15 protein-coding genes are annotated in these 15,458 nt (G+C 60.9%); 6 read left to right on the forward strand and 9 right to left on the reverse strand.

From position 1 onward, the window contains the following. Positions 1–60: 60 nt before the first annotated feature. The 5 genes from IAI51_RS22480 to IAI51_RS22500 all read right to left on the reverse strand — a co-directional run bounded on the left by IAI51_RS22480 (position 61) and on the right by IAI51_RS22500 (position 3,102). A complete protein-coding gene (locus IAI51_RS22480; RefSeq protein ID WP_187680461.1) occupies positions 61–849 on the reverse strand; it encodes a molecular chaperone in 789 nt (262 codons plus the stop codon). Between the two features lie 30 nt (positions 850–879). Next, positions 880–1,380: a spore coat U domain-containing protein gene (locus IAI51_RS22485; RefSeq protein WP_187680462.1), complete on the reverse strand. Its 501-nt coding sequence runs from the start codon at positions 1,378–1,380 to the stop codon at positions 880–882. Positions 1,381–1,384: 4 nt separating this feature from the next. Next, positions 1,385–1,921, reverse strand: a complete 537-nt coding sequence (locus IAI51_RS22490; protein WP_187680463.1) for a spore coat U domain-containing protein — start codon at positions 1,919–1,921, stop codon at positions 1,385–1,387. 20 nt (positions 1,922–1,941) lie between these two features. Continuing rightward, positions 1,942–2,475 carry a spore coat U domain-containing protein gene (locus IAI51_RS22495; protein ID WP_187680464.1) on the reverse strand — a complete coding sequence of 178 codons (534 nt, stop codon included), beginning with the start codon at positions 2,473–2,475 and terminating at the stop codon, positions 1,942–1,944. Positions 2,476–2,580: 105 nt separating this feature from the next. Next, positions 2,581–3,102, reverse strand: coding sequence for a spore coat U domain-containing protein (locus IAI51_RS22500; protein ID WP_187680465.1), 522 nt, complete (start codon positions 3,100–3,102; stop codon positions 2,581–2,583). 286 nt (positions 3,103–3,388) lie between these two features. Between IAI51_RS22500 and zapE the strand changes: the two genes are divergently transcribed. Both zapE and IAI51_RS22510 read left to right on the forward strand, forming a co-directional pair. After that, positions 3,389–4,513, forward strand: coding sequence for a cell division protein ZapE (zapE, locus tag IAI51_RS22505; protein WP_187680466.1), 1,125 nt, complete (start codon positions 3,389–3,391; stop codon positions 4,511–4,513). A 92-nt stretch (positions 4,514–4,605) separates the two neighbouring features. Then, a complete protein-coding gene (locus IAI51_RS22510; RefSeq protein WP_187680467.1) occupies positions 4,606–5,919 on the forward strand; it encodes a leucine-rich repeat-containing protein kinase family protein in 1,314 nt (437 codons plus the stop codon). Between the two features lie 102 nt (positions 5,920–6,021). On the opposite strand, the gene IAI51_RS22515 is transcribed toward IAI51_RS22510, so the two are convergent. Continuing rightward, the gene (locus tag IAI51_RS22515; protein WP_187680468.1) at positions 6,022–6,726 is read right to left on the reverse strand and encodes a YebC/PmpR family DNA-binding transcriptional regulator; all 705 of its coding nucleotides are present in this window, start codon (positions 6,724–6,726) and stop codon (positions 6,022–6,024) included. 221 nt (positions 6,727–6,947) lie between these two features. On the opposite strand from IAI51_RS22515, the gene IAI51_RS22520 reads away from it, so the two are divergent. Then, positions 6,948–8,342 (forward strand): type VI secretion system Vgr family protein, encoded by a 1,395-nt coding sequence (locus IAI51_RS22520; RefSeq protein WP_187680469.1) that lies wholly within the window; start codon positions 6,948–6,950, stop codon positions 8,340–8,342. Between the two features lie 108 nt (positions 8,343–8,450). Here IAI51_RS22520 and IAI51_RS22525 read toward each other — a convergent pair whose 3' ends face one another. Further along, the gene (locus IAI51_RS22525) at positions 8,451–9,842 is read right to left on the reverse strand and encodes an FAD-dependent oxidoreductase (RefSeq protein ID WP_187680470.1); all 1,392 of its coding nucleotides are present in this window, start codon (positions 9,840–9,842) and stop codon (positions 8,451–8,453) included. Positions 9,843–9,913: 71 nt separating this feature from the next. Next, positions 9,914–11,239, reverse strand: coding sequence for an MFS transporter (locus tag IAI51_RS22530; protein ID WP_187680471.1), 1,326 nt, complete (start codon positions 11,237–11,239; stop codon positions 9,914–9,916). 269 nt (positions 11,240–11,508) lie between these two features. Here IAI51_RS22530 and IAI51_RS22535 point away from each other — a divergent pair, with 269 nt between their 5' ends. Further along, positions 11,509–12,381: a LysR family transcriptional regulator gene (locus IAI51_RS22535; RefSeq protein WP_187680472.1), complete on the forward strand. Its 873-nt coding sequence runs from the start codon at positions 11,509–11,511 to the stop codon at positions 12,379–12,381. Between the two features lie 51 nt (positions 12,382–12,432). Here IAI51_RS22535 and IAI51_RS22540 read toward each other — a convergent pair whose 3' ends face one another. After that, positions 12,433–13,293 carry a LysR substrate-binding domain-containing protein gene (locus tag IAI51_RS22540; protein ID WP_187680473.1) on the reverse strand — a complete coding sequence of 287 codons (861 nt, stop codon included), beginning with the start codon at positions 13,291–13,293 and terminating at the stop codon, positions 12,433–12,435. A gap of 112 nt (positions 13,294–13,405) precedes the next feature. Between IAI51_RS22540 and IAI51_RS22545 the strand changes: the two genes are divergently transcribed. Continuing rightward, positions 13,406–14,515, forward strand: coding sequence for a 2-aminoethylphosphonate--pyruvate transaminase (locus IAI51_RS22545; RefSeq protein ID WP_187680474.1), 1,110 nt, complete (start codon positions 13,406–13,408; stop codon positions 14,513–14,515). 53 nt (positions 14,516–14,568) lie between these two features. Further along, on the forward strand, positions 14,569–15,396 hold the full coding sequence (phnX, locus tag IAI51_RS22550; protein ID WP_187680475.1) for a phosphonoacetaldehyde hydrolase: 828 nt from the start codon (positions 14,569–14,571) through the stop codon (positions 15,394–15,396). Positions 15,397–15,458: the final 62 nt, after the last annotated feature.

Raw genomic sequence — 15,458 nt, forward strand, 5'->3', positions numbered from 1 at the left:
CAATGGACTCAATCCTCCTGATACTGCTTTAACCGACGCCAGCTATTGAGACTCGAATCCTCAGCGTGCCGGGGTGATGCTCTGCACTTGGGGCGCACCATTGACCCGCACCTGCAACGCCGAATCACCGGCCAGCGAACCCGGTGCCGGCCAGCGCATCACCGCCCCCGGCAGCACATAACCCAGCAGGCCTTCAGCCACAGGTTTGCTCTGCCCACCCTGTTTGATAGCCACGTCGGTCAGCCGCGCATGGACCGCACCCTGATTGCGCACTTCCACATAAGGCCGGCCGTCGACCGCCACTGTGCGCCAGCTCAACTGTGGCAGGCCGATGCCTTTGGGATCACGTGGGCGCGTGCTGTCCTCTTTGCTCCACAGCCCCGCACCGTAGGCAAACAGCGGGACCGAGTAACGCATCTGGAAACGAATGGCCGCCGCCGTTTTGCCACCGTCAGCGGAGGCCGGTTGTGCAGAGGGGATTTCGTCGATGATGATGCGGTAGGCCAGTTCCTGCCCCGGCGGTACGTCTTTGGTTCGGGTCAGGCGCACCAATTGCTTTTGCCCCGGTTCGATCTTCGCCACCGGCGGACTGCCAATCACGTCGCGCTGATTCTGGTACTGCTCTGCAAAACCGTTCTGGCTCCAGGCGAAGACGCGAATCTGCAGATTGGCGGTTTCGTTGCCACGGTTTTCCAGCCACAACGCGCTGGCCTGTTGGTCGGCCTCAAGCACCGGATCAATCGGCCAGATCAATACCGAACTGGCCGCCTGCGTATGGCCTGCTGCGAACATGGCCAGCGCCAACATTGCGCTCTGAATGAACAAGTGCCGAGATGTAACTAACCCCATAAAACCGCTCCCTGTCGAACAACCTTCGCCTCACCACGACAGCTGCACCTGCAGCACGTCGCTGTACGTCCCCCCAGGCTGATTGCCCGGCAATTGCACCTGACCGTAAATCGGCAGGCTGATGTTGTTCGCATCGCTGTAGGCCACCGCTACGCTCTGGCCGATGCCCAGGCTCTGGCTGTACGCGGCATCGCGAAACAGCGAATACGCCACCCGCGCACTTCCACTGTTGACCTGCATGTGCCGGCCACTGCTGTTGTACTGGCCGCCATCGACGCTCATGTTCAATGTCACCCCCGGCGTGCATTGCAACTGCACGCCACCGGTCAACGCGACCTGCACCGTGCCGGTGGCCAGGGCTGAACGCGAGCCGAAATTCAGCCCTCCATAGTTCGACACCCCACCCACCACCAGACACCCCGCCGTGACCGTGGCGCTGACCTGGAAGCTCTGACTCGTCGCCGCCGTCAGCGGCAGCGGCGCACTGCCCGCACAAAGTAGGAGCAGCGCGATGCAGCCATGCCGGCGCATGGCATCAGAACGTCAGTTCAACAGCGACAGTGTCGGTGTAGGTCCCTGCCGGTAAACCGGCCTTGCCCACTGCCTGACCATAGATGTTCACCGTTTGTGCTACGCCAGTGCTGGCGGCCAGATTGATCGTGCCGTCAATCGCCAACAGCTGCGAATGCCCGGCATCGGTGTACAAGTCGTACGGCACGTAGTTGGCGATACCGTCGTACAGCGCGCGCGTGCCGCCCGGGGACATGCCGTCATGGGAGCCGGCACGAACCTTCACCGTCGGCGTGGTGCCGCTGGAACAGAGAATCGACAGCGCCCCGCCGCCACCGCCCAGCACTTGCCCGGTGGCAGTGGTGAACAGGCTGTTGGCAGTGCCGAAGTTCAAGGCACCGAAGTTCAGACCGGTGGAGCCGCCAGCGCCGTTGACCTGACAGCTGCTGATCAGGATCAGGCTGGAGGTGATCTGGCCGGTGACAGTGGTGGCGGCATGGGCACTGGAAACCAGCGTCAGGCCGAGCAGCGACAAACCTATCCTTGATGCAAACGTACGCATGGTGTCCGTCCTCTACGGGGTTACCAGTCGAGCGTCACCGTCAGGGTGTCGGTATAGACCCCTGCCGGAACCGCGCGGGTATTCGCCACCACCGAGCCAAATACCGGAATGGGTATCTGTGCACCGCTGGTGACAGCGAAATTGTGTTGTTGGCCGATGCTGTAGCTTTGGTTGCCGGAGGCATCGAGAAACAGCTGATAAGGGATGGTCTGGCGGCCGTTGCTCAGGCGCCGGGTATTGCCGTCACCATGGGCGCCACCGTCGATGGTGACGGTGAAACCGGTGACCGAAGGGTTGCACGCGACGTTGAGTTTGCCGCTGCTGTCGCTGTCGAGGCTAGCGTTGATCGGCGCGTTCCAGGTCGGGCCCTGAAGGCCGAAATCAAGCTTGCCAAAATCGCTGACCGGGCTGGAGGGATTGCTGGTGTTGGTCACTTCACAGCCGGCAATCAGGATCAGCCGCGCATGAATCTGCCCGCTCACCGCCGCTTGCGCGTCGTCAGCGAGTAATGCGAGCGTACCTGCCGCCACGACCACCCAGTGCTTGCCTGTCATTTCGCCCTTCCCTGCTCCCTGAGGATGACTCAACCACCGCGCTCATCATTGAACGCCTTCCCTGCGCAATCCGAATCCGGTGGATTGCCGACTAAAACCCTGCGATCACCAGGTGACCGTCACCTTGACCAGATCCGAGTAACGGCTGACCCGGGGGACTTGCGCCAAACGCTCGATCCGCGCGTACAAGGGCAATTCCACTGTGCCGCTGTCCGGCACTCGACCGCTGACCGGTACATCCACCACCAACGGCACGCGCCGCGCGGCGTCCTTATACAACCGGTAAGGAATCGGCTTGCTACCCGCATCGCCAACCATGTATCGCACTTCGCCGACACCGCCGTGCAAACCGCCATCGACGCGCATCTGATACGGCGTGTCCGGATTGCACTCCAGGCGCGGCAGCCGCTGATTGGTCAGCGCCGCCGCCAGTGGCCCTGCCGGATCGTCGAGACGCGCTGTGCTGCCGAAGTCGAGCACACCCAGTTGCTCGATACCGGCCTCACGCTGCTGGCCGATCAACTGGCAGCCGCGCTGCACATCGACCCGCACTTCGACCTGAAGATCCGTCGCGTATGCGGGTGCAACAAGCACACCCAGCAGGCCCATGACCACACGTGCATTCACTGTCCCATTCCTTGTCAGGGATCGCCCGAAGGTCGTTAATGTGTTTCAGATTAGCAACGGACGACGATTGCGCCAGTCGATTGGATCCACGGATAGTCGGGGATATGTTTCGAAAGGTTGGCAGCACGTCGGATCCTGTCGCTGAAAATAGCTGTACGAACCGCACAATATTGTTCAATGACCGCCCACTCTCGACCGGCTGCGGTGGAAGGCTGACTCCGCGTCTGGTTACACTACGCCGCCGCGCTCCCGGGAGCCGGTTTGACGAACACGGAGTGACCGCAGAGTGCCCGCCCAGCCGCCGAAACGATCGCCACTGACCCAGCGCTGGCTGGCGTTGCGCCGTTTGTTCGGCAAAGGTCTGCCTGCCAGCGCAGGCCATGACGCCAGTGCCCGGTCGATCCGCGATTACTTCCGCAACAAGGCTCACGGCCAGGGTTACACCCTCAGCCAGAGCCAGCAGCGCGTGATCGACTGCATGGCGCAGCAGGCCAGTCTGCTGTTCGGTGCATCACGGCAGACGCCGCCGAGTCTGTACCTGTACGGCGCCGTCGGGCGCGGCAAGAGTTGGTTGCTCGATGGTTTCTTCCAGGCGCTGCCGATCACGCAGAAACGCCGCCTGCATTTCCATGAGTTCTTCGCGCAACTGCACCAGGGCATGTTCCGTCATCGCCAGCAGGACGATGCCCTCACTCTCACGCTCGATGAACTGCTGCACGACTGTCGGGTGCTGTGTTTCGACGAGTTTCATGTGCATGACATTGGCGATGCGATGCTCATCACACGGCTGTTCAAGGCGTTGTTCCAACGCGGGATTCTGTTGTTGGTGACATCCAACTATCCGCCGGAAGGCTTGCTGCCCAACCCGCTCTATCACGCCCGTTTCAAACCGGTGATCGAGCTGATCAACTCACGCATGCAGGTTATGGAAGTGGGTGGGGCTCACGACTATCGAAGTCTGGCGCGCAACCATTTGCATCAGGTATTCACCCAAGGCCATTACGTGTGGCCAGCCACGCCAGCCCAGCGCCAGGCCCTCAACCTGCCGCCCGAAGATGCGCCGCCCCTGTCGTTAGCGGTTGGCACCCGACACTTTCAGGCACGCCTGTGCGAGGAGCGGCGTGTCGGCTTTACCTTCAATGACCTGTGCGAACAGCCAACGGCGGTGATGGATTTTCTGGAAATGTGTCGGCGATTCGATCAATGGGTCATCGATGACTTGCCCGAACTCGCCGAATGCTCGATCGCCGCGCAACAGCGCTTCATCAATCTGATCGACGTGCTTTACGACCAGGACAAACACCTGACGCTGCTCGGTAGGCTGCCGCTGGGCGAAAGCCTGGCGGGCAACGCTATCGACCTAGCCCGCACGCGGAGTCGGTTGGGACAGTTGCAAGAAGTGCACGCCTGATAACGTTCCAAAGATCTGGAGCAGCCTGCAACTACAGCTTTGCCGCTATCATGTCGCCCATTCCCAGCGACCCCTCTATTGCGAAGACTTTCATGCACACCCTTGCTCAATTGCGCGCCGGCGAACTGTCGGGCATCACGCGGCTGGATCTGTCCTGCGGCCTGACCGAATTCCCGCCGGAGATCTTCGATCTGGCCGAAACGCTGGAGGTGCTCAACCTCAGCGGCAACGCCTTGAGCAGCCTGCCGGATGATCTGCATCGGCTGACCCGCCTGCGCGTGCTGTTCTGCTCCGACAACCAGTTCAGCGAACTGCCCGATTGCCTCGGCCAATGCACCGCGCTGACGATGATCGGCTTCAAGGCCAACCACATTGTCGATGTGCCGGGTGCCGCCCTGCCACCGCTGCTGCGCTGGCTGATCCTGACCGACAACTGCATCGAAACCCTGCCAAATGAACTGGGCGAACGTCCTTACTTGCAGAAACTCATGCTGGCGGGCAATCAGTTGCAATCGCTGCCGCAATCCCTGGGCAACTGCCATCGACTGGAACTGATCCGCATCGCCGCCAACCGCTTGACCGAGTTACCGCAGTTTCTGCTGACGCTGCCGAGCCTGACGTGGCTGGCCTACGCCGGTAATCCGCTGGAAACCGAAGCCGACGCCGCCGCCCTTGAAGCCACGCCGCAGATCGACTGGTCGGCGTTGCGTCTGGAGCAACAACTCGGTGAAGGCGCCTCCGGGGTGATTTTCCGGGCGATCTGGCAGCGCGCCGATGGCTCGGCGCAACCGGTCGCGGTCAAACTGTACAAAGGCGAGATGACCAGCGACGGTTCGCCGCTGCACGAAATGAACGCCTGCATCACCGCCGGATTGCACTCGAATCTGATCCGGGTGGAAGGCCGTATCACTGGCCACCCCGACGGACAGCAGGGGCTGGTGATGCAATTGATTGACCCTAGCTTCCTCAATCTGGCGGCGCTGCCGAGCCTGGCCTCCTGCTCACGGGACGTGTATGCCGATAATTGCCGGTTCAGCGCCGATGTGGCGCTGCGCATTGCCAAGGGCATCGCTTCGGCAGCCGAGCATCTGCATCAGCAAGGCATCACCCACGGCGATCTCTACGGGCACAACATTCTGTTGAACGATCAGGGCGACTGTTTATTGGGGGACTTCGGTGCGGCGTCTTTCCATGCCACAACGGACAACTTCGAAACCCGCGCGCTGCAACGCATTGAAGTGCGGGCGTTCGGGATTTTGCTTGGAGAATTGCTGGCGCGCATCGACTCGGGGTTGAGTGATGATCGCCGTGGGGTACTGGAAGAACTGCAGCGGCGCTGCTGTCAGGCGGATGTGCTGGGGCGGCCGGGGTTCAGTGAAGTGATTGAGGTACTGGAGAAGCAGTGACCGCTACGCGGTCAATCGCCAGCAGGCTGGCTCCCACATTGGAATGCATTTCAACTGTGGGAGCCAGCCTGCTCGCGATGAGGGCATCACTGACGAAGCAAATCAGCCAGCCAGGCCGACAAACATATCCTGCACGTCATCATGGTTGTCGAGGCCTTCCAGGAACGCTTCAACCTCAGCCATCTGCTCATCGCTCAAACCGCTGACCGGATTTTTCGGCTGGTAGCCAAGCTTGGCCGACAGCACGGTGAAACCTTGTTCCGGCAGGGCTTTCTGCACCGAATCCAGGTCGGTCGGATCAGTCAGGAACAGGGTTGCGCCCTCTTCACCTTCTTCAAAATCCTGGGCACCGGCTTCGATCGCGGCCATTTCCGGATCGGCGTCAGGGGTGTCCGGCGAGGCTTCGATCATGCCCACATGGTTGAAGTCCCACGCTACGGAACCGGAAGCGCCCAGTTGGCCCTTGCGGAATGCCACGCGGATTTCCGCGACGGTGCGGTTGATGTTGTCGGTGACGCACTCGACGATCAGCGGCACCTGGTGCGGGGCGAAACCTTCGTAGGTCACGCGATGGTATTGCACGGTTTCGCCCAGCAGACCGGCGCCTTTCTTGATGGCGCGATCCAGGGTTTCCTTCGGCATCGAGGCTTTCTTGGCCTGTTCGACCACCAGACGCAGGTGTGCGTTGGTGGTGGTATCGGCACCGTTGCGAGCAGCAATGGTGATTTCTTTCACCAGTTTGCCGAAGATTTTGCCCTTGGCGTTCGCTGCCGCTTCTTTGTGTTTAACCTTCCACTGTGCGCCCATTACTCACTCTCTTGATCTGTGGCGCCGAGACATCTATTGGCCGACGCGTGGCGGCAAGTTTATACGGCCTAAAGTCGGCAATCGACCAAAAAAATCCAATGCGGAATCGACTTCTTCACCAGTGCTTGTAGGGCAATTCTGAAAAACGCCTTTGACATAACCATTCTGCGCTGGGGTTTCGTACCCTCTGAGGCCCGTATTGCCTGACAGAGCCTGTTCGAATGCTCAATGACAAGGAAAGTCCGTTCACCCTTACCCTGACCGCCAGCGGGTTATGCCTGCCGGTGCTGCGTTTCAAAGGCGAGGAAGCGCTTAACCAGCCCTACCGTTTCGACATTGAGCTGATCGGCCTGGCACCCGCCGTGGCGCCAGGCACGCTGTTGCAGCAACCGGCATTTCTGCGCCTGGACGATCATCACGGGGTTCACGGCATCATCCACAGCGCCAGTTGCGAACATCGCGGAACGCACCGGATCGGCTATCGCCTGATAGTGGTGCCCCACCTGCAAAGCCTGGCCCGGCGGAGTAATCGGCGCGTGTTCGTGCAACTGAGCGTGCCGCAGATTCTCCAGCAGTTGCTCACTGAAAATGCGCTGCCCGGCGATAGCTACCGGATTGAAATGACCGTGGGGCAATACCCGGTGCGGCCGTTCTGCATCCAGTTCGAGGAAAGCGATCTGGCGCTGCTGCACAGACTTTGCGAAGAGGAAGGCATCCACTATCACTTCGAACACCGGCCCGACGGGCACGTTGTGGTGTTTGCCGATGACAGCCTGAGCCTGCCGCAAGAACCGGCGCTGCTGCCGTTCAAGACTGATGAGCAAGCGCCCTCGCCGACTATCAGTGAGCTGTTCCAGCATCACCACGCCGCGCCGATTCCGACGCTCCACGCCGTACGCAATCGAGGGCAGCAAACTCTCGGCGACGATGCCGCCAATCAGACCCCGTCAAATCCACCCAAACCGCTACCCCCGCTGGAGCAGCGCTACAGTGAACAGCGCAGTCGTCGGCATCTGGAGCGACAACGTTGCCAGCATCGCTCGATCAACGGACGCAGCGACTGTATCGGCTTGCTCAGTGGGCATTTGTTGCAGGTGACGGAGCATCCGATCAGCCACTTCAACGAGCAATGGCGAATCACCTCCATCCGCCATCATGGACAACATCCATCGATCCTTGATCCTACCCCGACGGTGCACCGTTATTACAACGATTTCAGCGCCCAGCCGTGGTCCACCGACTTTCGCCCGCCGCTCAAACAAGGGCGCCCGAGTGTCGCCGGCTATCATCTGGCGGAGGTCATTGGCACGCAGGGGCAAACTGCGCGGTTCGACGAACTCGGCCGGATCGCCGTCAGGCTGTGGCCCTCGGAACCATCACCAGCCACCGACACCGAAGCGATCTGGCTGCCGATCGCCATGACCCGAGCCAATGGCCGAATAAGGCCTGATGAGTTGCCCGGCGCCGGCAGCGAAGTATGGGTGAGCTTCCTCGACAGCGATCCCGACCGACCGATTCTGTGCCTGGGCTACACCCGCAATCCCAAACCCCGGGCAACACAACCCGCGTCCGACAGCGGTTTGTTGCTCGACTGGTTGCTCAATCGCGCTACATAACCTGTAGAAGCTGTCGAGTGAAACGAGGCTGCGATCTTTTGATTTTGCTTTTAACCATCAAGATCAAAAGATCGCAGCCTTCGGCAGCTCCAGAGGTAAGTGGTGTGCTCAGCCTTTGTCCGCCTTGCCCGCCGCCGCAGCAAATTTTGCCAGGCGCACGTCCAGATGCCGGGGCCGGCGCCCGTGGTCTTCGGCGCGCTCCTTGCGGCGGATGGCGTTGCGCACCATCAACGATCCGAGATAGCGGATCGGCTCCGGCGGGAAGTAACCCAGCGGCCCATTGACCAGTGGCGAGCGCGTCCACGGGTTATCCAGCCCTTGCACCAAGGAGGCGAGAATCTGCCCGCCCATGTGACACGGCCCCACGCCGCTGCCGGAATAACCAAAACCGTAAAACACATTACCGCTGTTGCTCATCTGGCCGAAAAACGGCAGACCAGTCACCGAGCGATCGGACGGCCCGTTCCAGGTTGCATCGACTTTGACATCAGCGAACGCCGGAAAGAAATCGCCAAGACTGCGCTTGAGCAATCCGGCATACGGCGATGGCTGATCGAACACCGGCAGCATCCGCCCGCCATAAGCGAAGGTATTGCCGCCCTTGCCGAGCATGATCCGGCCGTCGGGAGTGTTGTGGTAGTAGTGCACGAAAATCCGCGAATCGAGCACGGTAACGCCACTGGTCAAACCGATTTCCTGCAGCAGATCCGGGCGCGGCTCGGTGATCAGCATGTCGCTGGAAACGATCGCCACGCTGCGCTCGAACTGTGGAAACGCGCGGGCCATCCACGCGTTCATCGCCAGCACCAAGCGGTCGGCGATCACGCTGCCGTTCGCGGTGTGAATACGCGCTGGGCGGCCCTCCTCCAAACCGGTCATTGCGGTGTTTTCGTGGATCTTCACCCCAAGTTGCAACGCCACCCGCCGTAACCCGCGCACCAGTTTGCCCGGTTGCACACTGGCGGCAGCCGGAGAAAACCAGCCTTCCAGATGCTTGCTCGACCCGGCCATGCGTTGTACATCCGCCACCGGGCGCGGGCTGAACGAGTTGATGCCGTTGCGCTCCAGCGCCGCGATCACGGCGTCGGTCGAGCCGACCTGCGCGCGGTTGGTGGCGGTGTACAGCGTGCCGTCAAGGCGGTAATCGGCATCGACGCCAAATTGCTCGCAGAACTCGCCGATGGCGTGGATGCTGCGCTCCGATTCCTTGACCAGCCGCACCGCTTCTTCGACGCCGAACAAACGCTCGAGGGTGAAGTACTTGGCCGACCACGACAGCGCGCAACCGCCGTTCCGCCCACTGGCGCCAGCGCCACAGATGTCGGCTTCGATCAACAGAACATCGAGTTCGGGGTTCTGTTGCTTGAGCATGATCGCCGTCCACAACCCGGTGTAACCGCCGCCGACAATGCACACGTCACTGCGCACTTCGCCTTGCAGCGGCGGGCAAGTTGCGGACGCATCGGCCTGCAAGGCCTGCTCCAGCCAAAACGGTCTCATGGGATTCTCCAGTCAGTTGGCCACGACACAGCCTGCCGCGAACGCCGCAGCAGGCCGCGAGGCAAAGGGTTTCAGGAACGCAGAGGTTTGATCGTCAACGGGCAATTGGGGATGGACGCGCGCGGCTCCATCACGCCGACCGGACGGCTGTTCCAGTGCGGGATCAGCACCAGCGCCGAGAACAGCGCGCAACCGGCGAAGACGATGAATACCGTCACCGTATCGAAATAACCCGGCAGCAAACCGCCAAGCACCGCGCCGACCGAGCCGCAGCCGTTGACGAATCCGGCAGCGGTAGCGCCAGCCTTGGCTTTACCGAAGTCGATGGCGGCCGCGCCGCTGATCATCGAGTCCGGGCCATACAGGGTAAGGCCCATGACAAACAGCAGTGCCACCACCAGCAACACACTGCCGGTTTGCAAGGCGGCCATGAACAGCGCCAGGGTTACGGTCAGCGCCAGCAGACTCAGCACACAGGCCGGCATGCGCCGGGCGCCGAACAGTTTGTCCGAGGCCAAGCCGATCATGATCGGCCCGAGCAACCCGGCCAGTTCGAACGAGGTCGGAATGATCGCTGCCCCCACCTTGCCGACGCTGGGCATCTGCTCAAAGACAATCACTGGCCCCCACAGCAAAATCGCGTAACGCGCCGGTTTCAACATGAAGTAAGCCAGCCCCAGCACCAACACCGTGCGGTTGCGCAGGATCTCCTTCAGCGGCTCCCAAACGCTGAGTTTGCTGTTGGCTTCGATCTCTTCAGCACTCAGTTCAGGCTCCGGTTCCACCGCCGGCAGACCGACGTCTTCCGGTTTGTTGCGCTGGAAGATAAAGAACAACACCGCCACGACCGCAACCACCACCGCACTGGAAATAAACGCCGCGTGCCAGGTGCCCACCAGCGTGTACGCCCACCAACCGGCGAACGGCGACGCCACCAGACCGCCAAACGCATAGCAGGAACTCCACAACCCAAGCACTCGCCCACGTTGTGCGGAAGGGAAAAAACTGCCGAGGTTCTTGCACAACCCCGACCAACCGGTGGACTGCGCCAACCCCTGGATCAACATGCAGGTGGCGAAGATCGGCAACGTTGCAAAACTGCCCATCACCAGCGCCGCCGCAGCGGAAATCAGCAACCCGCCGAGCACCACGACCCTTGGGCCAAAGCGGTCGGCAAGCATGCCCCAAGTGAATTGGCCGATCGCGTAAGCCGCCAGATAGATGGCATCGAGATTGGCCATGGTCATTTTGTCGAGCATGAAGTTCGGGTCTTCACCGATGCCGAGTTTGGCCACCGAAAACGCTTTGCGGGTGAAGTAGAAAGCGGCGTACGCGAGCCAGGTAATAGCGAAAATCTGCATGCGCCAACGCGCAATGGTGCCGATGTGCTTGTTCATTGTGGTTCTGACCTCAGGGTGTGAGTGTGCCGGCAGAATCGTTAAGTAAACGCCTGTGTTTTTTATTGTTGAGCACTGCGATATCACCCCATCCCTAAAGCGATACCGGTCAGATGAGTCCTGCTGTTGCACGCACAGGCTCATCGCCAACGCTGCTGTCCGATCGGGCAGTCATCGATGGCGTGAGCGGATCAAAGCAATTACTGTTTAATAAATAAAATCGATTTATCGTATTTCACACATAAGCTCAGCTTGTTACTGGAGGCTACATGTCGGTGTCCCACGCCCAGCTCAAAGCCTTCCATGCCGTGGCCGTACATGGAAGCTTCACCAAAGCCGCCGAGCGGCTTTTCCTCACGCAACCGGCGATTTCCGACCAGGTGCGCAAACTCGAAGAACGCTTCGGCGTTTTATTGTTTCATCGCAATAAACGTTCCGTGCGTTTGACTGACCTCGGCGAACGCTTGCTGGCGATTACTCAGCGCCTGTTTGTGATTGAAGCCGAAGCGCAGGAGCTGCTTCAGGAATCCCAGGCCTTGCAGACCGGCAGCCTGATTCTGGCGGTGGATGCGCCGGTGCATGTGCTGCCGCAGATTGCGCGGTTCTGCGAGCGCTATCCGGGGATCAGCGTGAAGATCGAGACGGGCAACACCGATGAATCGCTGTTTCGGCTGTTCAACTATCAGGCCGATCTGGCGCTGCTGGGTCGGGATGTCAGTGATGAACGTTTGCTCAGCGTGCCGTTGCGCAACGATCCGATGGTGGCGTTCGTTTCGCGCAATCATCCGTGGGCGGAGCGTGAATCGATTTGCCTGGCGGACCTCGACGACACGCCGCTGGTGTTGCGTGAACACGGTTCAGTGACGCGGCAGACACTGGAAGAGGAAATGGCCCGGGCCGGGTTTCGCATTCGCCCGGCGATTCAGGTTGAGGGGCGGGAAGCGGCGCGGGAAGCAGTGGTTGTCGGGATTGGTGTGGGGGTTGTTTCGGCGGCGGAGTTTGGGGCGGATTCGCGGGTATGCGCGTTGCCGATTACCGATTGCACCCGCAGATTGACCGAAACACTGGTGTGTTTGCGTGAGCAGAGTTCGCGACGGGTGGTCGCGACGTTTCTCGATATGGTTCGCGAAAGCCTTGTGTAGCCAGTGATGGCCCTATCGCTGGCAAGCCAGCGATGAGGGCGTCGCGGTGTATCAGACTGGCGCCAAGCCGAAGAACGCCTGAATCAACCGCAACTCCCGCCGCCGCTCCATGCAGCCAATCATGTGCCGGTTCACGAGCCCCTCGCCGACAATCGGAATCGCCACCACTCGCGGGTCATGACTGACCTCCACCGACGACACCACGCCAACCCCCAACTGCGCCGCTACGGCCTCCGTCACCGCTTCGCGGCTGTCCAGTTCGAGCAGCACACGCGGATGGATCGAAGCCTGCGCACACGCCTGATCAAACGTGCGCCGGGTAATCGAACTCGGCTCGCGCAGCACCATGATCACCTGATCAAGTTCCTTGAGCTTCACCTCTGCGACGCGCTCTGCCCAAGGGTGTCCGGCCGGCACCAGCGCGCAAATCCGAGATTCATTCAGTGCTTGCAGATGCAGTCCCTTGCGCGGCTCGACTTCAGTCAGCACCGCGACATCGGCGTGCTCCGATAACAGTGCGGCGAGGGTTTCCTGTGCATTGCCCAGACGCAGATTCACGGTAATCCCCGGATACCGCGCGCGCAGGCTGGCGAGCATCGGCATGACCATGTGCGGCCCATCAGCCGCCACTTCCAGGCGCCCGGTCAGCAACTGACGGTTGGCTTCGAGCATCGTCTGCGCTTCTTCCGCCAGACCGAACATGGCCCGGGTGATCGCTGCGAGTTTGGTGCCTTCCTCGGTCAGTTCCACCCGTCGCGCGGTGCGCCGCAACAGGGTGATCTGGTAGTGCTCCTCCAGCGCCTTGATGTGCCCGGTGACCGCCGGCTGGCTGATGAACAACCGTGCGGCGGCGCGGGTGAAGCTGCCTTCACGGGCGACGGCGTCGAAGGCGCGCAGTTGGAACAAGTTCATGAATAACCCTCACTGATGGCTGGCATAACAACAAACAATTTGATTGATGCAACGGCGAATTGCAACGTATGCCCCGTAGCTTCATCCCACAGCGCTTTCCGAGGACACACGAATGAGTATTGCCGAACCCATCCTGCTCACTCCCGGCCCGTTGACCACTTCGGCCCGCACCCGCCAGGCGATGATGGTCGACTGGGGGTCATGGGATGACCGCTTCAACCAACTGACCGCCAGCCTCTGCGAGCAACTGCTGGCGATCCTCAACGGCGCCGCCACTCACCATTGCGTGCCGTTGCAGGGCAGTGGAACCTTTGCGGTCGAAGCGGCCATCGGCACTCTCGTACCCCGCGACGGCAAGGTGCTGGTGCTGATCAACGGTGCCTACGGCAAGCGTCTGGCGAAAATCTGCGAAGTGCTCGGCCGTTCGTTCAGCACTTTCGAAACCGCTGAAGATGAACCGACTACTGCTGCCGACGTTGATCGTCTGCTGCGCGCCGACAGTGATATCACCCACGTCGCGCTGATCCACTGCGAAACCAGCACCGGCATCCTCAATCCGTTGCCGGAAATTGCCCAGGTTATCGAGCAACACGGCAAAAGCCTGATCATCGATGCCATGAGTTCCTTCGGTGCCTTGCCGGTGGATGCGCAGCAAGTGCCTTTCGACGCACTGATCGCCGCGTCTGGCAAATGCCTGGAAGGTGTGCCGGGGATGGGTTTTGTCTTCGCTCGTAAAGAGTCGTTGGCCGCTGCCGCCGGTAATTCGCAGTCGCTGGCGATGGATCTGTTCGACCAGCACACCTACATGCAGAAGACCGGCCAGTGGCGCTTCACCCCGCCGACCCATGTGGTCGCGGCGCTGCACGAAGCCTTGCTGCAATACAACGAAGAAGGTGGCCTGCCAGCGCGGCATGCGCGCTACGCCGCCAACTGTCAGGCGCTGATGGAAGAGATGGCCAAACTCGGTTTGCGCAGCTTCCTGCCGGCAGCGATCCAGGCGCCGATCATCGCCACGTTCCACGCGCCGACCGATCCTCGTTATCAGTTCAAGGACTTCTACGAACGGGTCAAGGCCAAGGGCTACATCCTTTACCCCGGCAAACTGACCCAGGTCGAAACTTTCCGCGTCGGCTGCATCGGCCACGTCAGCCCGGCGCAGATGCGCGAAGCGGTCGCGGCGGTAGGTGAAGTGCTGCGCGAGATGGAAGTCCTCGAAATCTGATTCACCACAAATCCCACATTTTGAATTGCATTGCCAACTCAGGAATTTTCGCCATGAACTACACCAATCCAACCAAACTGCAAGCTGCCATCCTCGACTGGGCCGGCACCGTGGTCGACTTCGGTTCTTTCGCCCCGACGCAGATCTTCGTCGAAGCGTTCGCCGAGTTCGACGTCCAGGTCTCCATCGAAGAAGCCCGTGGGCCGATGGGCATGGGCAAGTGGGATCACATCCGCACCCTGTGCGATCAGCCGCAGGTCGCCGAGCGGTATCGCAAGGTCTTCGGCCGCACCCCGACCGACGATGACGTCACCGCGATCTACAACCGTTTCATGCCATTGCAGATCGAGAAGATCGCCGAACACTCGGCGCTGATTCCCGGCGCCCTGGAAACCATCGCCAACCTGCGCCAGCAAGGGATCAAGATCGGTTCCTGCTCCGGCTACCCGAAACCGGTGATGGATAAAGTCGTGGAACTGGCCGCCACCAATGGCTACGTCGCCGACCACGTGGTCGCCACCGACGAAGTGCCCAATGGCCGCCCATGGCCGGCGCAGGCACTGGCCAACGTGATCGCGCTGGGCATCGATGATGTCGGCGCTTGCGTGAAGATCGACGACACCGTGCCGGGCATTCTTGAGGGCCGTCGCGCCGGGATGTGGACGGTTGCGCTGATCTGCTCGGGCAACGCGCTGGGTCTGGATTACGAAGGGTTCCGTGCATTGGGCAGCGATGAGCTGGCCAGCGAACGCAAGCGCATCCACGCGCTGTTCGAAAGTTCGCGCCCGCACTACATGATCGATACCATCACTGATCTGCCGGAAGTGATTGCCGACATCAACAAGCGTCTGGCCAATGGTGAGATGCCGCAGTCGAGCTGATCTGCCCCGCGCCGTATGAGAAAAACGCCCCTGTCTTAGCGCCAGGGGCGTTTTTTTGGCTG

This window comes from Pseudomonas sp. N40(2020), from assembly GCF_014472415.1.
Taxonomy (GTDB): Bacteria; Pseudomonadota; Gammaproteobacteria; order Pseudomonadales; family Pseudomonadaceae; genus Aquipseudomonas.